We start from the raw sequence: 21,139 nt of genomic DNA on the forward strand, positions 1-21,139 counted from the left end.
TGTTAAGACGGGCTCGCGCCTTTTACCACTACTGGCGCTCTCACCATACGGATATGGGCTTGGGTGCGGTCCTGCACCTCGCCCGCCAGCTGACCGCAGGCGGCGTCGATATCGTCGCCACGCGTCTTGCGCACCGTCGTCACCAGGCCGGCGTTCAGCAAGATCTCGGCAAAGGCCTTGACCCGCTCGTTGCTGCTGCGCTTCAGGCCCGAGGCCGGGAAGGGGTTGAAGGGAATCAGATTGATCTTGCAAGCCACCTTGTTGCGCAGCAAGTCCACCAGCTCGCGCGCCTGCTCCGGCGTGTCGTTGACGCCGTCCAGCATGCAGTACTCGAAGGTGATGAAGTCGCGCGGTGCCTTGTCCAGATAGTGATTGCAGGCCGCCAGCAGCTCGGCAATCGGGTACTTCTTGTTCAAGGGCACCAGCTGGTCGCGCAGGGGATCGGTGGGCGCATGCAGGGACACGGCCAGGGCCACCGGGCAGTCATCGCGCAGGCGTTCAATCATGGGCACGACGCCCGAGGTGGAGACGGTGACGCGGCGGCGCGAGAGGCCGTAGCCATGGTCATCCAGCATCATCTTCAGGGCCGGCACCAGGGCGCTGTAGTTCTGCAGCGGCTCGCCCATGCCCATCATCACCACATTGGAGATGACCCGCTCGCTGCTATTGAGGCGCTTGCGCAGGCTGTGCTCGGCAAACCAGAGCTGGGCAATGATCTCGGAGGTCTCGAGATTGCGGCTGAAGCCCTGGTGGCCGGTGGAGCAGAAACGGCAGCCGACGGCGCAACCAGCCTGGCTGGAAATGCACAGAGTGCCTCGATCAGTCTCGGGGATGTAGACCGCCTCGACCGCATTGCCGGCACCGACGTCGAACAGCCATTTGACCGTGCCGTCGGTGGAAATATGTTCGGAGATCACCGGCAGCGCCGTGATCTGGGCCAGACCCGCGAGCTTGTCGCGCAGCGATTTGGCCAGGTCGCTCATCTGATCGAATTCAGAGGCGCCTTTCTGATGGATCCAGCGAAAAAGCTGGGTGGCGCGAAAGCGCTTCTCACCCAGCTGCTCACAGTACGCAGCCAGGCCTTCAAGGTCGAATCCCAGTAGGTTGACTGCTGCGCCCATGATTTCCTCTTGTGTGCGGCCTCTCAGGCCTTTGAAGCCTCCAGGCCGCGGCACAAGAGGCGTGTTGCCGAATCAGCGGCTATAGACATTCATGCCGGGGAAGAAGAAGGCCACTTCGGCGGCGGCGGTCTCGGGAGCATCCGAACCGTGCACGGCGTTGGCATCGATGCTGTCGGCGAAGTCGGCGCGGATGGTGCCCTTCTCGGCCTTCTTCGGGTCGGTAGCGCCCATCAGGTCACGGTGCTTCAGGATGGCGTTCTCGCCTTCCAGGGCCGAGATCACGACGGGACCGGAGATCATGAAGTTCACCAGGTCGTTGAAGAAGGGGCGTGCCTTGTGCACGGCGTAGAAAGCTTCGGCTTCGCCGCGCGACAGATGGGCCATCTTGGCGGCCACGATCTTCAGGCCAGCGCCTTCGAAGCGAGCGTAGATTTGGCCGATGACGTTCTTGGCGACGGCGTCGGGCTTGATGATGGACAGAGTGCGTTCGATAGCCATGGTTTTCTCCTGAAATCTGGGGCTTGGCAAAACCCGCGATTGTACTGTGTGAAGAAGTCCCGCTGGCGTCAACGGCAAGCTGCCCTGCCATGCCCACCCGGCAACTTCTTCACGTCTTCAAAGCTTGGCGGGCCCCACCTCAGCGATTGCGGCCACCGTAGCCGCCGCCGGAGCGACCGCCACCACCGCTATTGCCACCTTGGCCACCACGGCCGCCGCCGTTGCGGCCGGTGCGGCGGACGAAGGCATCCGCACCGATATAGCCGACCGCGGTCTGCAGCGGATCGGGCTGGCGCGGGCCGTCACCCCGATCGCCGCGGCCACCACGGCCGCCACGATCCTGGCTGCTGCTGCCGCCGGCACCGAAGCCGGCAGGGATGCCGCGACCCTTGCTGGTGGCGAAGCGGCGGTCGAAGGTCTGCTCCAGCGGATTGATATTGCGCGGGATGGGTTCGTCGAAATCATCGTCCCGGGCATCCGAGCCGCGCTCGCTGGCACGCTCGTTATAGCGATCCTGGGAACGCTCGACCGGGCGATCATTGCCACGATCGGGGCCACGGCCATTGGGACGCGGGCCCACACCGGCCTGGCGACCATCGGCACGGCGGCCGCGATCCTGGCCACGGTTCGGGCCGCGATCAGCTGCCGCACGCTCGGGGGCGCGGTCATTGCGATCATTGCGCTCGTTAGCCCGGGGGCCGCGCTCCGGCCGCGGACCACGCTCGGGGCGCTCGCCGCGGTCGGCACGCGGCTCACGGTCCTCGCGACCCCGACCCTGGTTCTGCTCACCGCCACCAGCCAAGCGACGGATGATCTTCACATCCTCTTCGCCCAGTTCGATCCAGACGCAGCGCTTCAGACCGCGCGGCAGCACCACGGTGCCGTAGCGGATGCGGATCAGGCGGCTGACCGTCAGGCCCACGGCCTCGAAGAGCTTGCGCACCTCGCGGTTGCGGCCTTCGGTGATGACGACGCGATACCAGTGGTTCACACCCTCACCGCCACCGTCTTCGATGCTCTTGAAGCCGGCCTTCTGGCCTTCGATAACGACGCCTTCCAGCAGCCGCGCCTTCTGCTCGGGCTGCAAGGTGCCCAGCACGCGCACGGCGTACTCGCGCTCCACGCCAAAGCGCGGATGCATCAGCTGATTGGCCAGCTCACCGGAGTTGGTGAACAGCAGCAGGCCTTCGGTATTCATGTCCAGGCGACCGACCGACTGCCACTTGCCCTGCTGCAGGCGCGGCAGGTGACGGAACACCGTCGGGCGGCCCTCCGGATCGTTGAAAGTAACGACTTCCCCGGCCGGCTTGTGATAGGCCAGGATGCGCGGCGCCGGCGGCGAGATGCGCACGCGGATGGGCTTGCCCGCCACCCGCACATTGTCGCCAAAGGAGATGCGCTGGCCGATGTGGGCAACCTCGCCGTTCACCTCGATCTTGCCGTCGGCAATCATGTCCTCGATATCGCGGCGCGAACCGATGCCGGCCTGGGCCAACACCTTCTGCAGCTTGGGCGCATCGGGCTCGGGGGCCAGCACGCGCTTGGTGTCGACGTCCGCCTCGTCCAGCTCGACCAGTTCGTCGTCTTCGCTTTCGTCCACGCTGGCGTCGAAATCACCCGTCACCACCTCGGCAAAACGCTCGCCGACGGCGGCCAGCGCCTCGGGTGCAGGCGCCACGGCCTGCTCGGCCACGCGCGGGGCACGCGCTTCACCACCCTCGCCGCCTTCGGCAAAGTCCTTGCGGCCACGGCGGCGATTGCGATTGCGACTGCGGCGCTCATTGCCCTCCAACGGCTCGCCAGATTCGCCGCGCTCTTCGCCGGCCTCGGCCGCGACCGCTTCGCTGCGCTGGCCTGCATCAGCCGATTCAAGCGCCTCGGGCGCCAGGGTGAACACGGCTGCCTTTTCGGCACGCGGCGCACGGCGGGCCGGTGCAACGGCCTCAGCCTCGGCTGCGAGGGGCACGGCTGCCACGGCAGGCGCCGACTCGGCTGCGGCCTCAGCATCCACCTTGGCGGCCGTCTTGCGCGGCGCACGGCGCTTGGGCGCCTCCTGAGCTTGCTGCGTCTCGGCCACGGGCTGCGGCGCCTCCACGGCCTCTGCCACGACCTCGACCTTCTTGGCCGCAGTCTTGCGGGGTGCACGCGTCTTCACCGGCGCCGTCACCTCCTCGGCCACGGGCGCAGCCGCCTGCTCAGCTCCCGCCTCGGCGGCGAGCTTGGGCTTGGCCGGACTGCGCTTGCGCTTGGGCGCTGCGGCCTCGGTCGATGGAGCCTCAGCAGCCGGAGCGGCTGCGTGATCTGCGGTGGAGTCGTTGTCGTTGGAATTCATGCGTCGGTTTGCACCTGTTCGGCGGCGTCAGACAAAGGGTCCGGCTGGGCCGGAAGGGATGCGCCGTCTTCGGCTGGAATTGGCGCGGTAAGGGACTCGGCAGCGGCCGGGTCCGGGCTAAAACTAGGGCTCGCAAGCTCGGGCTGCGAGGGGACTTCGAGCACTGCCGGCAGCAAAACGGCTGCGGCAGCGGATTCTTCAATATTCAATTCGGCCGGCTCGGCGGCTGCATCCTCGATCAGGATGCCCTGCAGCCCCGCCGCCTCGCTCAAGGCCTGGGCGGGCGAAGCGCCTGCAGCCTCCAGCTCGGGCAATTGTTCCAGGCTGTTCAGACCCAGATCATCCAGAAACTGCTTGGTCGTGGCATACAAGCCTGGCCGACCGGGGGCCTCGCGGTAACCAATCACATCGATCCAGCCCCGGTCTTCCAGTTGCTTGACGATCTGGGTGGACACCACCACGCCCCGTATGTCTTCGATATCGCCCCGGGTCACCGGCTGCCGGTAGGCAATGATGGCCAGGGTTTCCATCACGGCCCGGGAGTAACGCTGCGGCTTCTCGGGATGCAGGCGATCCAGGTACTCACGCAATTCCGGCCGACTCTGGAAGCGCCAGCCCGAGGACACGGCCACCAGCTCAACGCCGCGACCCTCCCAGTCCCGGCTGAGTTCGTCCAAGACATTGCGCAAGGTATCGGGCCCAACGGCGTCGGCAAACAGGCTGCGCATATCGCGCAGGGTCAAAGGCTGTTGGGCGCAAATCAGCGCAGTCTCGAGGACGCGTTTAGCATCCTGTGTGTTCATTGACTTTCGTCATCTTTCCCGATTCAAACGGGGGTTTGCTGTTCCAGGCCTCTGGCGTCTGGGGCGCTAGCCTAAGTCGTGCTTGACAAGCCAGGAGGCGGGGCTTTGTGCATAGCCGCATGCGCGGCGGGCTTGATTACCTGATCCTTCAGGCATCAATGCAGGCCGATTGTAGCGCGCTCAGTAGGCCACCGGCGGAAGCTCAAAGGGCGGCAGGCCCAACAAGTCCCAGGCCGATGCCAAATCCTGTGGCAAAGATGCATCAAAGCGCAGTGCCACCCCCGTCACCGGATGCGCAAACGAGAGCCGCGCCGCATGCAGGGCCTGGCGCGTTAGGCCCAGGGCCGGCACGCCGCCGTACAGCGCATCGGACACCAGGGGATAACCCTTGTAGGCCAGATGCACGCGGATCTGATGGGTACGGCCGCTGTGCAAGACGCAATGCACGGCCGACACGCTGCGCACCCCCACCTCGCCCAGGCCCAGGGCGTAGACATCGGTGCGCGAGGGCTTGCCGGTCGCCAGCACGGCCATCTTGATGCGTGAGATCAGGTCGCGGCGCAGCGGCGCGTCGATGACCAGGGCCTCGGGCACGCGGCCAAACGCCAGGGCCACATACTCGCGATGCACCTCGCGGGCGGCGATCATGCGGGTCAGCGCCGTCACCGCCTCCGAGCTCTTGCCCACCATCATCAGGCCGCTGGTGTCCTTGTCCAGGCGATGGACGATGCCGGCCCGCGGCAAGGTGGCGGCCGCCGGATGGTGGGCCAGCAAGCCATTCATCACCGTGCCGGACCAATTGCCCGAGGCCGGGTGCACCACCATGCCGGCCGCCTTGTTAAGCACCAGCACATGGGCGTCCTCATAGACGATATCGAGCGGCAGCGACTCGGCCCGGAAGGCCCGGCTTTCTTCGGTCGGCAGCAGCACGACCTGCACCTGCTGACCCGCCAAAAGCTTGCGCGAGGCACTGTTGAGCGGCTGGCCATTGACGCTGACACAGCCGCGCTCGATCAGATTCTGCAGATGGTTGCGCGAAAACTCCGGCGCCATCTGGACCAGGAAGCGGTCGACCCGCTGGGTATGCCAATCGGCGTCTACAACAGCCTGGCGTGCCTCGGCGCCCTCGCGGCCGGCCTCGGCGCCCTCCTGATCGGCGCCCCACTCTTCATCGCCGCCCTCCATGGACGCGGTCGAACTTGCAGGCAGGGCCTGAACCATATAATGAAAGCTCCGTCTTCAGCTGAGGGGGTGTCAAGCACCGCCCTGTAGGGATCATGATAGAAAAATGTGTGAAGCGCCGCTCGGCACCCACGTCCGATGCGCGTTCAAGGTCGCGTGCGAGCTGGCTCGCCGGCCTTGCCCTGCTGGCTCTGGCCGCCTGTTCCTCGGCGCCCAAAGAGGACCCGAATTCGCAAGCCAGTCTGGACAAATTGTACGCAGAGGCAAAAGATGACCTCTCGGCCGGCAGTTATGACCGCGCCATCAAGAGCCTGGAGCGCATCGAAGGCCGCGCCGCCGGCACCCTGCTGGCCCAGCAAGCCCAGCTGGATCTGGCCTGGGCCTACCACCGCAGTGGCGAGCGCGCCCAGTCCATCACCGTGCTGGACCGCTTCATCAAGCTCAACCCCTCCAGCCCCGCAATGGACTACGCCCTCTACATGAAGGGCTTGGTCAATTTCAACGAAGACCTGGGCCTGTTCGGCCGCCTGGCCAGCCAGGACATCTCCGAGCGCGACCAGCAGGCCTCGCGCGACGCCCTGCTGTCCTTCCGCCAGGTGGTGGAGCAATACCCCGACTCCAAATACGCCGGCGATGCGCGCGTGCGGGTGGACTTCATCACCAACACCCTGGCCAATTACGAGGTCCATGTGGCGCGCTACTACTACGAGCGCGGCGCCTATGTGGCGGCGGCCAACCGGGCCCAGCAGACGGTGCAGGAATTCCAGCAGGCCCCGGCCGCCGAGCATGCCTTGCAGCTGATGGTCAAGAGCTATGACAAGCTGGGTCTCGCGCCCCTGCGCGACGATGCCCAGCGCGTGCTGGCCAAGAGCTTCCCGAACAGCGCCTACCTGAACCCGAATAGCGAGAAAAAGGCCTGGTGGAAGATCTGGTAAGCACTCACTGAACCAGCCCTCAAAAAAGCGCGCCGCTGCGGCGCGCTTTTTTTACGCGCGGATATCGGCCAGCAGCTGCAGCCAGTCCAGCGCCTGCTGCTCCTCCGCCAGGCGGGTCATGGGCGGCAAGGCCTCGCGCAGGCGGCGGCCGTAATTCATCACCGCCATGCGGGGGTCGCACACCACCAGCAAACCACGATCCTGCTCGGTGCGGATCAAGCGCCCGCCGCCCTGCTTGAGCGAGATCGCCGCCTCGGCAATGAAGTAATGCGCAAACGCATTGCGGCCCGCGGCCTCCAGGCGCTGCACCCGCGCCTCGACCAGAGGGTCATTGGGCGGCGGGAAGGGCAGCTTGTCGATCAACACGCATTGCAGCTTGTCGCCGGGCACATCGATGCCTTCCCAGAAGCTGGCCGAGCCCAGCAGCACGGCGCGCGGGTCGTCCAGAAACTGCTGCAGCAGCTGGCGCTTGGGCGCCACGCCCTGCTGGAGCACGGCGATCTCGTCCCCGCCCTCCTCAAAGTCCTGGCGCAGCGCGTCGCCAATGCTTTGCAGGGCCCGCAGCGTCGTCGTCAGCACAAAAGTACGCCCACCCAGGGCACGCGCACAGCGCGCCGCCAGGGCCGCCACCTGGAGCGGATGGTTCGGCTCATTCGGCTTGGGGAAGTTGCGCGGGATGTAGAGCCTGGCGTTCTCCGCGTAATTGAAGGGGCTGCCGACCCGCAGCACGGTGGCCTCGTCCAGGCCGGCCGGCTCGGTGAACCAGCTGAGGCGCTCGTCGTCGCCCAGCGTGGCCGAGGTGAAGACCCAGGCCTTGTTCTGCCCTTGCGGGCCGCCGAGCTGCTCCAGCATGGCCTCGCGGATGTCCAGCGGCGACTCCACCAGACGGGCCTGATGCGGGCTCAGATCGATCCAGCGCACATCGGCCGGCTCGGGCTCCTGGGCAAACACCTCGACCAGCTTGCGCAGTTGCACGGCCCGCTCGTGCAGGCGCTGGAAGTCGGGCGAGGTCTCGGCCACGGTGGCCAGCTGGTCCACGGCCAGCTCGGTCGTCTCGGCCAAGTCCGCCAGCGCCGCGGCAAAGCCGGGCTGGCCGGCGCGCTCCTTCCAGGCCAGCTTGAGCATGCCGCGCACTTCCCGGCCGCCCGTGGCCAGGGGGCCGGCGCAGGCCAGGCGCAGTTGGCGGGCGGAACGCTCCAGGCGCGCCTGCAGGCCTTGCCAGTCCTGCAGGCCACGGGCCTGGGCCAGGCCCAGGCCCAGCACATCCCGGCCGAAGTCCAGCAGCTGGGCCGTGCCCAGCAAGGTGCCGAGGAATTGCACGCCGGCCTCGGGCAGTTGGTGGGCCTCGTCGAACACCGCCAGGTCCACGCTGGGCAGCAGCTCGGCCACGCCGCTGTCGCGCAGCGTCATGTCGGCAAAGAAGAGATGGTGGTTGACCACCACCACATCGGCCTCCATGGCCTCGCGCCTGGCCTTCACCACATGGCAGGCGCGGAAGTCCGGGCATTCGGAACCCAGGCAGTTGTCGCGCGAGGAGGTCACGAAAGGCAGGACGGGCGAACGCTCGTCCAGGCCCTCCAGCTCGGCCAGGTCGCCGCTGCGCGTCTGCTGCGCCCAGGTCTCGATGCGGGCCAAGGCCATCACCGAGCGCTTGTCCGGCAGATCCGCGCTGTGCCGCGCATGGCCCAGGCGGTGCAGGCAGAGATAGCTGCCCCGCCCTTTGAGCAGGGCGATGCGCACCGGCACCTGCAGGGCGGCGCACAGGCGCGGCAGGTCGCGCATAAAGAGCTGGTCCTGCAGATTCTTGGTGGCCGTGCTGATCAGGGCGCGGCCGCCCGACAGCAGCGCGGGCACCAGATAGGCGAAGGTCTTGCCCACGCCGGTGCCGGCCTCCACCACCAGGGTCTCGCGCCGGGCGATGGCCTGGGCGACGGCCTGACTCATGGCCAGTTGCTGCTCGCGCGGCGAATAAGCGGGGTCGGCGCGCGCGATCGGGCCGCCGGGCGCAAAGGCCGCGGCCACCCATTGCTCCAGCTCGCTGGGTGCGGCCGCTTGCGGCGCAGCCTGGTGGGCGTCGAAAGCCTCGATCAGGCCAAAAGGGTCGGCGGGCGAACCGGCCTGGGCATGCGGGCTGGGGCGGTCGGTGGCGTCTTGGGTTTTCAAATCGGGAGCCTGGCTCGAAAAATCATAGTCCCGAGGGCTGGGGGACGGTCCAGCATGGCGAGGGGTCAGCTTTCTCAGGCCAATTCATCCGGGTCCAACTCCTGCTCCAAGCGCTGGATCAAATCACGCAGGGCCAGGCGGCGCTTTTTCAGGCGGCGCAGGCTCAACTCGTCCGCGGGCTGGCCCTGGGACTTGGCCAGGGTTTCGTCGGCGGCCAGGCGGTCTATCATCAAATCCAGGTCCGCATGCTCCATGCGCAACTCGATCAGGCGGCGCGACAGCGAGTGAAGTTGATCATCCATAGGGGCAGGTTCGCGGTCGGTGGCATGCGCATATAGCGCCGAAATACAACGGGGGCCGCGCTAAGAAGGCGCTGAACGGCGGGACCGAAATCGGGCCACAAACGCCCAGTTCCCCCGGGAATAGCGATTATAGTTTTCGGTATGACGCGCACCCCCCCCGGCTTTCGTTTGCTCGCAGCCACCGGCACCCATCGAGGTGACCGCAGCTACCAACAAGACCAAGTAGAAGTGATCAATCACCCGCGCTACGCCGGCTGCCTGCTGGCCGTGGTGGCGGATGGCATGGGCGGCAAGAGCGGCGGGCGCAAGGCGGCCGACCAGGTCTTGCTGACCGCCCGCCAGCTGTTCGAGCGCTTTGTACCGGGCGAGGAATCGGCCGCGGACCTGCTGCAACAGCTGATCTCAGAAGCCCATCTGATGATCAAGCTGACCGCCCTCTCGGCCGAGGAAGAACCGCACAGCACGGTGGCCGCCTTCCTGATCGACGCCGACCGGCGCTGCTACTGGATCCACTCGGGTGATTCGCGCATCTACCTCTACCGCGGCCATCGCATGCTCAAGCGCACCATGGACCACTCCTATGTGCAGCGCCTGGTCGACGACGGCCAGATCAGCGAACAAGAAGCCCTCAGCCACCCGCAGTCCAATCTGCTGACCGCCTGCCTGGGCACGGTGGCCGAGCCGCAGACCAGCGTCAGCTGCGTCGAAAGCCTGGAGGTCGGTGACAGCTTGATGTGCTGCAGCGATGGCCTCTGGCACTATTTCAGCCCCAGCGAAATGGGCCTGGCCCTGAGCACCCTGCCCCCGCGCGAAGCGGCCGAGGCCTTGATCAACAAGGCCCGCAGCCGCGCCCGGGGCAGCGGCGACAACCTGTCGCTCGCCATCGTCCGCCTGCAAGCCCTGTCCTGAGCAAACCGGACTCAGAGGCTCAAGGTTTGGCGGACCCCGCGCTGGCGGCTCGGGCCGCAGCAGCCAGCTCGGCAGCCGTCGGCTTGGGCAAGGCCAAGGGAGGAGGCTGCGCACCCCGCTCTTGCTCACGCTGGGCCTTGCGCGCCTCGGCCTGGGTCTGGCGGCTCTTGATCTGCAGCTCGCGCTCGTGCGTCTGTTGACGGCGCTGCTGGGCAGCGCGCGCGGCGCGCGCCTCGTCCGCCGCTTTTTGCAGCTCGCGCTCACGCCAATCGGCAGCGGGCTGGCGGGCCGAGCGCAGCTCGCGTGGGACCTGGCTGGCCGGCACGGCGGGCGCGAGCAAGGCCTCGGTACGGCGGCGCGCCTCCTCACTGGCGAATTCGCTTTGGCGGCGCTGCACATCCTCGCGCTGCGCCTGGGCGCGGGCACGGCGCTCGGCGGTGTTGAGCGCGTCTTCGCGCGCCTGCAGAGGGCGCAGATCGGCCTGCTTGCGGGCCCGCGCCTCATCCAGGCAGGAGGTGACGAAGAAGCGCGATTCACAGACCTGGCTGTCGCGGACGAAGCGGGCCTCGATTTCCTGGCGGGCGCGGCCGAGCTGGGCGCGCTCGGTCTCCGTTTCACCGGCCTGTGCCAAGGGTGCGAGCAGACCGACCAAGGCAGCCAGCAAGCAAGAGCCAAGCCCTGGGCGAAAGTCCTGGCCCTCGCGTCGGGGCAGAGCATTGAAAGGCATGCGCTCGTCCTTTCTCAAGTCAGCGAGGTATCCACATCGCGGCGATCCAGCGCCAGATACTCCGAAGACTGCATCTCCTGCAAACGGGACACCGTGCGCGGAAACTCATGCGCCAGCGGGCCGTCGGTGTACAGGCTCTCGGCCGGCACGGCGGCCGACATGATCAGCTTGACCCGCCTATCGTAGAGCACGTCCACCAGCCAGGTGAAACGGCGCGCCTCGCTGCTGAGCCGCGGCGGCATCTCGGGCACATCGGACAGGATCAGGGTGTGGAACTGACTGGCCAGTTCCAGGTAATCGTTCTGCGAGCGCGGCCCGCCGCACAAGGCATTGAAGTCGAACCAGACCACACCGCCGGCGCGGCGCCGGGCGTGAATCTCGCGGTGCTCGATATGCAGCAGCGGGCTTTCCTCGCGCGCCTCGGCCAGGGCCTCGAAGGCCGCCGTCAGGGCCCGATCGGCCGCCTCGCCCAGGGGCTGGTGGTAGAGCTCCACATGGTCCAGGGTGCGACGGCGGTAGTCGAAGCCATTGTCCACATTGATGACCTCCAACTTCTGCTTGAGCAACTCGATGGCGGGCAGGATGCGGTCGCGGTGCAAGCCGTTGGGATAGAGCTCGTCCGGCTGGAAGTTGGAGGTGGTGACGATGGAGACGCGGTGGCGAAACATGGCGTCCAGCAGGCGGTGCAGAATCATCGCGTCGGTGACGTCGGCCACATGGAACTCGTCGAAGCAGATCAGGCGGAAGCGCTTGGCGATGCGCTTGCCCAGTTCCTCCAGCGGGTCGGCAATGCCCTTGAGCTCCTGCAGCTCGCGGTGCACCTCGCGCATGAACTCGTGGAAGTGCAGACGGGTCTTGCGCGTCAGCGGCACGGCCTGGAAGAAGCAGTCCATCAAAAAGCTCTTGCCCCGCCCCACCCCGCCGAACATATAGACGCCGCGCGGCAGCGGCGGATGGCGCAGCAGCTTGGTGACGGCATTGCTGCGGCGCGCCTTGTAGTCGGCCCATTCGTCCTGGCAGCGCTGCAGCGCCGCCACGGCGCGCAGCTGGGCCGGGTCGGCGCTGTAGCCGCGCTCCTGCAGGGTTTGACGGTAAAGCTCAGTAACGCTTGTCATGCACGGATCCCAAAGCGAAAGGGGCGACCCCGGCCGCCCCTTTTGATCAATAGCTGTCCCTAGCTCAGAAGTTCAGCGTACGCTTGTCCACGGCCAAGGCCGCTTCCTTGGTGGACTCGGACAGCGAGGGGTGGGCATGGCAGATGCGCGCGATGTCCTCGCTAGAGGCCTTGAAAGCCATGGCGACGACGGCTTCGGAGATCAGCTCCGAGGCCATGGGGCCGATGATGTGGACGCCCAGGATCTGGTCGGTCTTGGCATCGGCCAGGAACTTGACGAAACCGCTGGTGTCACCCAGGGCGCGGGCACGGCCGTTGGCCAGGAAGGGGAACTGGCCCGCCTTGTAGGCCACGCCTTCGGCCTTGAGTTGCTGCTCGGTCTTGCCGACCTGGGCGATCTCGGGGCTGGTGTAGATGACCGAGGGGATGATGTCGAAGTCCACATGGCCATGCTGGCCGGCGATGCGCTCGGCCACGGCCACGCCCTCTTCCTCGGCCTTGTGGGCCAGCATGGGGCCGCGCACCACATCGCCGACCGCCCAGATATTGGGCAGATTGGTCTTGCAGTCATGGTCCACCACGATGGCGCCGCGCTCGTCCAGCTTCAGGCCCACGGCCTCGGGGTTCAGGCCGATGGTGTTGGGCACGCGGCCGATGGAGATGATGAGCTTGTCCACGGCCAGGCTTTGCTCGGCGCCCTTGGCGTCGGTATAGGCCACGCTGACGCCATTGGCATCGGACTTGACCGCGCCGATCTTGACGCCCAGCTCGATCTTCAGGCCTTGCTTCTTGAAGATCTTGGCGGCTTCCTTGGCGACCGATTCGTCGACGGCAGGCAGGAAGGCCGGCATGGCTTCCAGCACCGTGACCTCGGCACCCAGACGGCGCCACACCGAGCCCAGCTCCAGGCCGATGACGCCGGAGCCGATCACGCCCAGCTTGCTAGGCACGCCGCCGACGCGCAAGGCGCCGTCGTTGGAGAGGATGTTCTGCTCGTCGAAAGGCGTGCCAGGCAGGGCACGGGCGTTGGAGCCGGTGGCCAGGATCACATGCTTGGCGCTGATGGTTTCTTCGCCGGCCTTGATCTCATAAACGCCATCCTTGGCGGCGACAAAGCTGCCGCGGCCGTGGAAGAACGTGACCTTGTTCTTCTTGAACAGGTAGAGGATGCCGTCGTTGTTCTGCTTCACGACCTGGTCCTTGCGGGCCAGCATCTTGGCCACGTCCATCGCCACCTCGCCGGTGGTGATGCCGTGCTCGGCAAAGTGCAGCTTGGCGTGCTCGAAATGCTCGCTGGACTGAAGCAGCGCCTTGGAGGGGATGCAGCCGACATTGGTGCAGGTGCCGCCGGGGGCCGGGCCGCCCTTGTCGTTCTTCCACTCGTCGATACAGGCCGCGTTAAAGCCCAGCTGGGCCGCGCGGATGGCGGCGATATAACCGCCGGGGCCGCCGCCGATCACGACGACGTCAAATTGTTTTGTGCTCATCAAATGCTCCTGCGCCCACGTCTCAGTGGGCGAGCTTGAGGGTGACGACTCCGCCGACGATCATGGCCACGCCCAGGAATCTCCACAGCGTGGCTGCATCGCCAAAGAACATCACCCCGATCAAAAAAGTGCCGGCGCCGCCTATGCCCGTCCAGACGGCGTAAGCCGTGCCGATAGGGATTTCGCGCTGCGCCATCCACAACAGCCAACCGCTCAAACCCATGGAGGCGACGGCAGCAACGATGCCGCTGACGCGGTACTCGGCCTGTTGCGAGATCTTGAAGCCCAGGGGCCAACCGATCTCGCAGACCCCTGCCAGCAGCAGATAGATCCAGGCCGTGGTTTGAGACATTGCGCCGACGCGGGGATTAGATGTCGAACAGCAGGCGGGCCGGGTCTTCCAGCGCTTCCTTCATCGTCACCAGGCCCAGCACGGCTTCGCGGCCGTCGATGATGCGATGGTCGTAGGACATGGCCAGATAGTTGATCGGACGCACGACGACCTGGCCGTTCTCGACCACGGCACGGTCCTTGGTCGCATGCACGCCCAGGATGGCCGACTGCGGCGGGTTGATGATGGGGGTGGACAGCATGGAGCCGAAGGTGCCGCCGTTGGAGATGGAGAAGGTGCCGCCGCTCAGATCGTCCAGCGAGATCTTGCCTTCCTTGGCCTTCTGGCCGAATTCGGCGATCTTCTTCTCGATGTCGGCAAAGCTCAGCTGGTCGGCATTGCGGATGATGGGCACGACCAGGCCGCGCGGCGAACCGACGGCGATGCCGATGTCGAAGTAGCCGTGGTAGACGATGTCATTGCCATCGACCGAGGCGTTCAGCACCGGGAACTTCTTCAGCGCGGCCACGGCGGCCTTGACGAAGAAGCTCATAAAGCCCAGCTTGACGCCGTGCTCCTTCTCGAACTTCTCCTGGAACTTCTTGCGCATCTCCATCACGGGCGCCATATTCACCTCGTTGAAGGTGGTCAGGATGGCGTTGGTGGACTGCGATTGCAGCAGGCGCTCGGCCACGCGGGCGCGCAGACGGGTCATGGGCACGCGCTGCTCGGGGCGGTCGCCCAGGTTGGCGGCCACGGGTGCGGCGACGGCGGGCAGGGGCTTGGCGACAGCGGGCGCTGCGGCCACGGCAACCGGAGCGGCCACGGCGGGCTTGGCGCTGGCGGCCAGGGCATCGCCCTTGGTGACGCGGCCGTCCTTGCCGCTGCCGGCCACGTCGGTGGCGGCCAGGCCCTTCTCGGCCAGCAGCTTGGCGGCGGCGGGCATGGCGATATCGCCCTTGCTGCCACCGGTAGCGGCCGCAGGAGCCGGCACATCGGCGACCACGGCCTTGACTTCGAGCGGGCTGACTTGCGCCGTGCCTTCGGAATCAATACGGGCGATGACTTCCTCGCTGGCCACGCTCTCGCCGTCGTTCTTGACGATTTGCGCCATCACGCCGGCGCTGGGCGCGGGCACTTCCAGCACGACCTTGTCGGTCTCGATTTCGATCAGGATTTCGTCCATCGCCACGACTTCGCCGGGCTTCTTCTTCCAGGTCAGCAGCGTGCCTTCGGACACGGACTCGGACAGCTGGGGGACTTTGACTTCAATGATTGCCATGATGTGAATTCTTTCGGTTCTGAACGCAAACAAGCCCGCGGCACTTCGGCGGCACGGGCTTGGGGCGGTGGATTACTTGGTCAGGATGAAGCCCTTGAGCTTGCCGAAGGCCTGCTCCAGCAGCGACTTCTGCTGATCCTGGTGCAGATGGGCATAACCGCAGGCGGGCGAGGCCGAGGCCGGACGGCCGGCATAGCCCAGCTTCTGGCCTTCGGCCATGTTCTCGTGCACATAGTGCTGCACAAAGAACCAGGCACCCTGGTTTTGCGGCTCGTCCTGGCACCAGACGATTTCGCTGGCATTGGGGTACTTCTTGAGCTCGGCCGCAAAAGCCTTGTGCGGGAAGGGGTAGAGCTGCTCCACGCGGATGATGGCCACATCGGCCAGCTTGCGCTCGGCACGCGCCTTGACCAGGTCGTAATACACCTTGCCGGAGCAGGCGATCACGCGCTTGACCTTGGCGCCCTCGATGGCGGCGTCGCGCTCACCGATGACGGTCTTGAACTCACCCTTGGTGAACTCGGCCAACGGCGAGGTGGCGTCCTTGTTACGCAGCAGCGACTTGGGCGTCATGATGATCAGCGGCTTGCGGAACATGCGCAGCTGCTGGCGACGCAGCAGGTGGAAGATCTGCGAGGCCGAGGTCGGCTGCACCACCTGCATATTGTTGTCGGCGGCCAGTTGCATGAAGCGCTCCAGGCGGGCCGAGCTGTGCTCGGGGCCCTGGCCTTCGTAGCCGTGCGGCAGCATCAGGGTCAGGCCATTGGCGCGGCCCCACTTCACTTCGCCGGAGGCGATGAACTGGTCGATCACCACTTGGGCGCCGTTGACGAAGTCGCCGAACTGGGCTTCCCAGATCGTCAGCGTCACCGGGTCGGCCGAGGCGTAGCCGTACTCGAAGCCCAGCACGGCCTCTTCGGACAGCAGGGAGTCGATGACGACGAAGGGCGCCTGGCCTTCGGCCACGTTCTGCAGCGGCACATAGATGCCGGTGTCCCACTTCTCGCGGTTCTGGTCGTGCAGCACGGCATGGCGGTGCACAAAGGTGCCGCGGCCGCAGTCCTCACCCGACAGGCGCACCGGATAGCCCGAGGCCACCAGGGAGGCGAAAGCCATGTGCTCGCCCATGCCCCAGTCCACATTGATCTCGCCACGGCCCATGGCCGCGCGGTCGGCGATCACCTTCTCGACCAGGGAGTGGACCTTGAAGGTCTCGGGGATGGTGGTGATCTTCTCGGCCAGACGCTTCCACTCGGTCACCGGCAGCGCGGTGTCGCAGGAGTCGGTCCACTTCTTGCCCAGATAGGGCGACCAGTCGGTGGCGTACTTGCTCTTGAAATTGGTCAGCACCGGGTCGACGGTGTGGCGACCTTCGTCCATGGCGGCGCGGAAGGCCTTGAACATATCGTCCGGGCCGCTGGCGCCCAGCACGCCTTGAGCAATCAGCTTGTCGCCGTAGAGCTTGCGGGTGCCGGGATGCTGGGCGATCTTCTTGTACATCAGGGGCTGGGTCAGAGCGGGGGTGTCCTGCTCGTTATGGCCCAGCTTGCGGTAGCAGATGATGTCGACGACCACGTCCTTCTTGAACTGCTGGCGGTATTCCAGCGCCAGCTGGGTGCACAGCACCACGGCTTCGGGATCATCGCCATTCACATGCAGCACCGGCGCTTCGATCATCTTGACGACGTCGGTGCAATACAGGGTGGAGCGGCTGTCGCGCGGGTCGGAGGTGGTGAAACCGATCTGGTTATTGATCACCAGATGCACCGTACCGCCGGTGAAGTAACCGCGGGTCTGGCCCATGGCCAGGGTTTCCATCACCACGCCCTGGCCGGCAAAGGCCGCGTCGCCGTGCACCAGCACGGGCAGCACTTGCGCACCGGCCTTGTCGCCGCGGCGGTCCATGCGGGCCTTGACCGAACCTTCCACCACCGGGTTGACGATTTCCAGGTGCGAGGGGTTGAAGGACAGGGTCAGGTGAACCGGGCCGCCGGGGCTGCTCACATCGCTTGAGAAACCCTGGTGGTACTTGACGTCGCCGGCCGGCAGGTCTTCGGGGGCCTTGTGCTCGAACTCGTCGAACAAGTCCTTGGGCATCTTGCCCAGGGTGTTGACCAGCACGTTCAGGCGGCCGCGGTGGGCCATGCCGATGACGATTTCCTGCACGCCGGCTTCGCCGCCGCGCTGCACCAGCTCGTCCATGGCGGCGATGAAGCTCTCACCCCCCTCCAGGGAGAAGCGCTTCTGGCCCACGTACTTGGTGTGCAGATAGCGCTCCAGGCCTTCGGCCGCGGTCAGGCGGTCAAGGATGTGCTTTTTCTTCTCGGGCGTGAAGCTGGGCTTGGAGCGGATCGTCTCCAGGCGCTCCTGCCACCAACGCTTTTCGTTCTGGTCGGTGGTGTGCATGTACTCGGCGCCGACGCTGCCGCAGTACGTTTCACGCAAGGCCTGCACGATTTCGCGCAGGGTCATCTGCTCGGCCTTGGTGAAATAGGTGTTGGTGGCGCTGAACGGAATGTCCATATCGGACTCCGTCAGGTCATAGAAGGAGGTTTCCAGCTCAGGGATGCGCGGGCGCTCGGTGCGCTGCAGCGGATCCAGATTGGCCCAGCGCGAACCGACATTGCGGTAGGCGGCAATCAGCGATTGCACATGGACTTGCTTGCGGGCGACGGCCAGATCGGCGCCGGAGGCCTTGTTGCCGAAGGCATTGGCCTTGGCACGCTGGGCGAAGGACTCGATCACCGGCGCATGGGCCACATCGCGCGTATCGCTGCCGTCCGTTGCCGGCACATGCTGCAATGCGTCGAAATACGCACGCCAGTTGTCGGGCACGGAGCCCGGATTGTCGAGGTAGGCCTCGTACATCTCTTCGACATAAGGGGCATTGCCCCCGAACAGGTAGGAGTTAGACCTGTATTGCTGCATCATCTTCGCTCACCTTTAACCCCGGCTTCCAGGGCATTGGCTGGTTGATAAACCTTCCGCGACACGGCTCGACCGGTTGGCGGATTGCGACCCGCCTTCGCTGTTGCCAGAAAAGGGGACGGGAAGGACCTGAGTCTAAAAAAAACAGGGGGCACTGTAGCACTTTTGTCTTAATGGGCCACCCGAAGGCGTCGGGCGGACTGTCGCAGTATCGGAACTACAAGGCATTTCTGAAGCGGCTGCAAGGCGGGCCGGGTCGCTAGCACAAGCAGCCTTCCGGGTGAAGTGCTGCATTTGCGCCAGCTCATTCTGCCGCCGAATTGAAGCACCCGGTGCGCACAGGGTAAGCAGCGGGGCTTGACCTAAACTGACAGCCTGCAAGCAAAAAAGTCCAGGAATCAAGATGCAAGTCCAAGTCGTCGACTACCGCGCCCCTGACGCCGCCCGCCTTTTCACCCAGTCATTGCACGACACCGGCTTTGGCGTGCTGGTCAATCACCCCATCCAGCAAGCCCTGGTGGAGAAGATCTACGCCGACTGGCTGGCCTTTTTCAACACCGACCAGAAACACCAGTTCCCCTTCTCCAAAGAGCAGCAGGACGGCTATTTCTCCACCGAAATTTCCGAGACGGCCAAGGGCAGCAGCCAAAAGGACATCAAGGAGTACTACCACGTCTACCCCTGGGGCCGGGTGCCGGCCGCACTGAAGCCCGATGCCGATCTCTACTACGCCCAGGCCAATGCCTTGGCCGCCGAATTGCTGGGCTGGGTGGAGCAATTCACACCGCCGGAGATCGCACAGCACTATCGCGAGCCCCTGTCAAAAATGATCGAAGACAGCCGACAGACCCTGTTGCGGGTGCTGCGCTACCCGCCGCTGACCGGCCAAGAACCCGCCGGCGCCCTGCGCGCCGCCGCCCACGGCGACATCAATCTGCTGACCATTCTGCCGGCCGCCAACGAACCCGGCCTGCAGGTGCAGGGCATGGACGGGGCCTGGTTTGACGTGCCCTGCGACTTCGGCATGCTGATCATCAATATCGGCGACATGCTGGAAGAGGCCTCGCAAGGCTATTACCCCAGCACCCAGCACCGGGTGGTGAACCCCACGGGCGAAGGCGCCGGCCGCAGCCGGGTCTCCTTGCCGCTCTTCCTGCACCCGCGCAACGAGGTGGTGCTGTCGGACCGCCACACGGCCCACAGCTATCTGCAGGAGCGCCTGCGCGAGCTGGGGGTGAAGAGCTGATCAGCGAGTGACGGAGCTACCCGGGATGCCCCTCGGGCGGTCTGTCACGCAAGTCACTGAGACTCAAGGCCGGGTGGTCTTGCAAGGCAGCCAGCAGATAGTCCACCAGCAAGCGATGCCGGCCGACCATCTGGCGCCGATCACGGTAGCAGATGAAAAACGCCAGGCTTTGCGCCCGTAGCTGAGGCGTCTTGCCGCGCCGTGTCGACAGAAAGAGCGGCTTCAGCAAGCCCGCCTCCACCAAGGGCCGGGCGACGAAGCTACCCAGCCGCGTGATGCCTGCTCCGGCAACAGCCATGGCAGCCAGCGCATCGATGTCATTGCACAGGGCCACGATTCTGGGTTCGGGTTCAAAATGAACACCATCGCGCTCAAAACCCCAGCGCAGGCGCCGGCCCTCGACGCTGAAGCGATAGCCCAGGCAGTCGTGCTGGCTCAAGTCCATGGGATCGGTCGGCGTCCCGGCCCGCGCCAGATAGCTGGGCGCAGCACAAAACACCATGGGCAGCTCCAGCAGCTTGCGGGCCACCATGCCGGGTTTGAGCTGGTCACGGAAGCACACGCTCAGGTCCAGGCCCAGCTTGATGGGATCCAATACCTCGTCCGACAGCAGCAACTCCAGCTCGATATGCGGGTGCTGGGCCATGAAGCCGGCCAGCAAGGGCGCGATCAAATGCCGGCCCAGCGTCGTGGTACAGGCAATCCTGACCTTGCCCTGCGGCCGGCCCTGGCTCTGCCCCAGCTCGTCGCGCGCCTGCGCCAGTTGCTCATGGACATCACGCACCCGGGCGTAATAGGCGGTGCCGGCCGGCGTCAGCGCCATCGCCCGCGTGCTGCGGGTCAGCAAGACGGCGCCCAGCTCACGCTCCAGGCGCGCAATATTCTGGCTGGCCGAGCCGGCAGACAGGCCTAGCAAGCGTGCGCCTGCGGCAATGCTGCCCGCCTCGACGGCTTTGACGAAACATTCCAGGCCCCGCATATTCTTCATGCATGAATTATCGCGGCCCTCGGTCGATGGGTTTCACAACAGCTGTTGTCGGCTGGCCCGGGCTGGCTGGGCCGCCCCGGCCTGCCTACAGTAGGCCTCGTCAACACCACACCCAAAACACCATGCCCCGCTACCCCGTCTCTTCACGCTGGAAGCTCCCCAAGTCCAGCACCCCTTTCGTCTCGGCCTTTTACATGGCCGGCATCATGGCCTTCTTGATGTGCATGGTCATCGTGGCCGCCAATGGCGGCCTGAGACCCGATTTCATCGGCCGCGTGCTCAAGGCCTATGCCCTGGCCATGCCGGTGGCCTTTGTCTGCGTGCTGATCGTGCGCCCACTGGTGGCCAGGCTGGTGATGGCCAGCGTGAGGGCAGAATAAGGCGGATCAAGCCGCCATGCACCCAACCATCATCCACATTCACACCGATGCCCCGCCCAAGCCCGCCTGGGGCGCACCCTGCAATGGCTGCGGCCTGTGCTGCTTGAGCGAGCCCTGCCCCATAGGCATGCTGGTCAGCCGCAAGCGCCACGGCATTTGCAAGGCCTTGCGTTGGTCAGATGAGGTAAATCGCTATGTATGCGGCATGCTGCTGGCGCCCGCCGAGGTGCTGGGCTGGCCCGCGCAAGGCCTGCTGAGCCGCTGGCTGGCACCCTGGCTGGCGCGGCGCAGCCGGCGCTGGATTGCGGCCGGCCTGGGTTGCGATGCGCACATACAAGCGTTGCCGCAAGAGCCAGGGCCTTGAATCCCCGGGCAATCCTCTAGCCGGGCCCCAAGCACACAGGGCTAGCA

19 protein-coding genes are annotated in these 21,139 nt (G+C 65.7%); 5 read left to right on the forward strand and 14 right to left on the reverse strand.

Features of this window, described 5'->3' with window-relative positions:
* Positions 1-2 precede the first annotated feature (2 nt).
* The 5 genes from rlmN to HNP55_RS03130 all read right to left on the reverse strand — a co-directional run bounded on the left by rlmN (position 3) and on the right by HNP55_RS03130 (position 5,975).
* Positions 3-1,121, reverse strand: a complete 1,119-nt coding sequence (gene rlmN, locus HNP55_RS03110; protein ID WP_184296037.1) for a 23S rRNA (adenine(2503)-C(2))-methyltransferase RlmN — start codon at positions 1,119-1,121, stop codon at positions 3-5.
* 72 nt (positions 1,122-1,193) lie between these two features.
* The gene (gene ndk / locus HNP55_RS03115; protein WP_124446151.1) at positions 1,194-1,619 is read right to left on the reverse strand and encodes a nucleoside-diphosphate kinase; all 426 of its coding nucleotides are present in this window, start codon (positions 1,617-1,619) and stop codon (positions 1,194-1,196) included.
* A gap of 139 nt (positions 1,620-1,758) precedes the next feature.
* Positions 1,759-3,951, reverse strand: coding sequence for a pseudouridine synthase (locus HNP55_RS03120; protein ID WP_184296039.1), 2,193 nt, complete (start codon positions 3,949-3,951; stop codon positions 1,759-1,761).
* Complete coding sequence (scpB, locus tag HNP55_RS03125; protein WP_184296041.1) at positions 3,948-4,754, reverse strand: SMC-Scp complex subunit ScpB; 807 nt, start codon at positions 4,752-4,754, stop codon at positions 3,948-3,950. Before scpB ends, HNP55_RS03120 begins: the two co-directional genes overlap by 4 nt.
* A gap of 180 nt (positions 4,755-4,934) precedes the next feature.
* Positions 4,935-5,975, reverse strand: coding sequence for an RluA family pseudouridine synthase (locus HNP55_RS03130; protein ID WP_246448121.1), 1,041 nt, complete (start codon positions 5,973-5,975; stop codon positions 4,935-4,937).
* A 56-nt stretch (positions 5,976-6,031) separates the two neighbouring features.
* Between HNP55_RS03130 and HNP55_RS03135 the strand changes: the two genes are divergently transcribed.
* Positions 6,032-6,871 (forward strand): outer membrane protein assembly factor BamD, encoded by an 840-nt coding sequence (locus HNP55_RS03135; RefSeq protein WP_184296043.1) that lies wholly within the window; start codon positions 6,032-6,034, stop codon positions 6,869-6,871.
* Between the two features lie 51 nt (positions 6,872-6,922).
* On the opposite strand, the gene HNP55_RS03140 is transcribed toward HNP55_RS03135, so the two are convergent.
* Both HNP55_RS03140 and HNP55_RS03145 read right to left on the reverse strand, forming a co-directional pair.
* Positions 6,923-8,815 carry an ATP-dependent DNA helicase gene (locus tag HNP55_RS03140; protein WP_184296700.1) on the reverse strand — a complete coding sequence of 631 codons (1,893 nt, stop codon included), beginning with the start codon at positions 8,813-8,815 and terminating at the stop codon, positions 6,923-6,925.
* Between the two features lie 293 nt (positions 8,816-9,108).
* Positions 9,109-9,336 carry a YdcH family protein gene (locus HNP55_RS03145; RefSeq protein ID WP_184296045.1) on the reverse strand — a complete coding sequence of 76 codons (228 nt, stop codon included), beginning with the start codon at positions 9,334-9,336 and terminating at the stop codon, positions 9,109-9,111.
* Positions 9,337-9,477: 141 nt separating this feature from the next.
* On the opposite strand from HNP55_RS03145, the gene HNP55_RS03150 reads away from it, so the two are divergent.
* Positions 9,478-10,245, forward strand: coding sequence for a PP2C family protein-serine/threonine phosphatase (locus tag HNP55_RS03150; protein ID WP_184296047.1), 768 nt, complete (start codon positions 9,478-9,480; stop codon positions 10,243-10,245).
* Between the two features lie 19 nt (positions 10,246-10,264).
* Here the strand turns inward: HNP55_RS03150 and HNP55_RS03155 are convergent, their stop codons facing one another.
* The 6 genes from HNP55_RS03155 to HNP55_RS03180 all read right to left on the reverse strand — a co-directional run bounded on the left by HNP55_RS03155 (position 10,265) and on the right by HNP55_RS03180 (position 18,117).
* Positions 10,265-10,972, reverse strand: a complete 708-nt coding sequence (locus tag HNP55_RS03155) for a hypothetical protein (protein ID WP_184296049.1) — start codon at positions 10,970-10,972, stop codon at positions 10,265-10,267.
* Between the two features lie 14 nt (positions 10,973-10,986).
* The gene (gene zapE / locus HNP55_RS03160; RefSeq protein ID WP_184296051.1) at positions 10,987-12,087 is read right to left on the reverse strand and encodes a cell division protein ZapE; all 1,101 of its coding nucleotides are present in this window, start codon (positions 12,085-12,087) and stop codon (positions 10,987-10,989) included.
* Positions 12,088-12,151: 64 nt separating this feature from the next.
* Positions 12,152-13,573, reverse strand: a complete 1,422-nt coding sequence (gene lpdA, locus HNP55_RS03165) for a dihydrolipoyl dehydrogenase (protein ID WP_184296054.1) — start codon at positions 13,571-13,573, stop codon at positions 12,152-12,154.
* A gap of 22 nt (positions 13,574-13,595) precedes the next feature.
* Positions 13,596-13,925 carry a DMT family transporter gene (locus tag HNP55_RS03170; protein WP_184296056.1) on the reverse strand — a complete coding sequence of 110 codons (330 nt, stop codon included), beginning with the start codon at positions 13,923-13,925 and terminating at the stop codon, positions 13,596-13,598.
* A gap of 16 nt (positions 13,926-13,941) precedes the next feature.
* Positions 13,942-15,186 carry a 2-oxoglutarate dehydrogenase complex dihydrolipoyllysine-residue succinyltransferase gene (gene odhB / locus HNP55_RS03175; protein WP_184296058.1) on the reverse strand — a complete coding sequence of 415 codons (1,245 nt, stop codon included), beginning with the start codon at positions 15,184-15,186 and terminating at the stop codon, positions 13,942-13,944.
* A 72-nt stretch (positions 15,187-15,258) separates the two neighbouring features.
* On the reverse strand, positions 15,259-18,117 hold the full coding sequence (locus HNP55_RS03180) for a 2-oxoglutarate dehydrogenase E1 component (RefSeq protein WP_184296060.1): 2,859 nt from the start codon (positions 18,115-18,117) through the stop codon (positions 15,259-15,261).
* A gap of 400 nt (positions 18,118-18,517) precedes the next feature.
* Between HNP55_RS03180 and HNP55_RS03185 the strand changes: the two genes are divergently transcribed.
* Positions 18,518-19,360 carry an isopenicillin N synthase family oxygenase gene (locus HNP55_RS03185; protein ID WP_184296062.1) on the forward strand — a complete coding sequence of 281 codons (843 nt, stop codon included), beginning with the start codon at positions 18,518-18,520 and terminating at the stop codon, positions 19,358-19,360.
* 16 nt (positions 19,361-19,376) lie between these two features.
* Here HNP55_RS03185 and HNP55_RS03190 read toward each other — a convergent pair whose 3' ends face one another.
* Positions 19,377-20,348: a LysR family transcriptional regulator gene (locus HNP55_RS03190; protein ID WP_184296064.1), complete on the reverse strand. Its 972-nt coding sequence runs from the start codon at positions 20,346-20,348 to the stop codon at positions 19,377-19,379.
* 122 nt (positions 20,349-20,470) lie between these two features.
* Between HNP55_RS03190 and HNP55_RS03195 the strand changes: the two genes are divergently transcribed.
* Entirely contained in the window at positions 20,471-20,728 is a 258-nt protein-coding gene (locus HNP55_RS03195; protein WP_184296066.1) for a DUF2798 domain-containing protein, read from the forward strand.
* 16 nt (positions 20,729-20,744) lie between these two features.
* Complete coding sequence (locus HNP55_RS03200) at positions 20,745-21,092, forward strand: hypothetical protein (RefSeq protein ID WP_184296067.1); 348 nt, start codon at positions 20,745-20,747, stop codon at positions 21,090-21,092.
* The last annotated feature ends 47 nt before the right edge of the window (positions 21,093-21,139 follow it).

This window comes from Roseateles oligotrophus (assembly GCF_014204525.1).
Lineage (GTDB): Bacteria > Pseudomonadota > Gammaproteobacteria > Burkholderiales > Burkholderiaceae_C > Paucibacter_A > Paucibacter_A oligotrophus_A.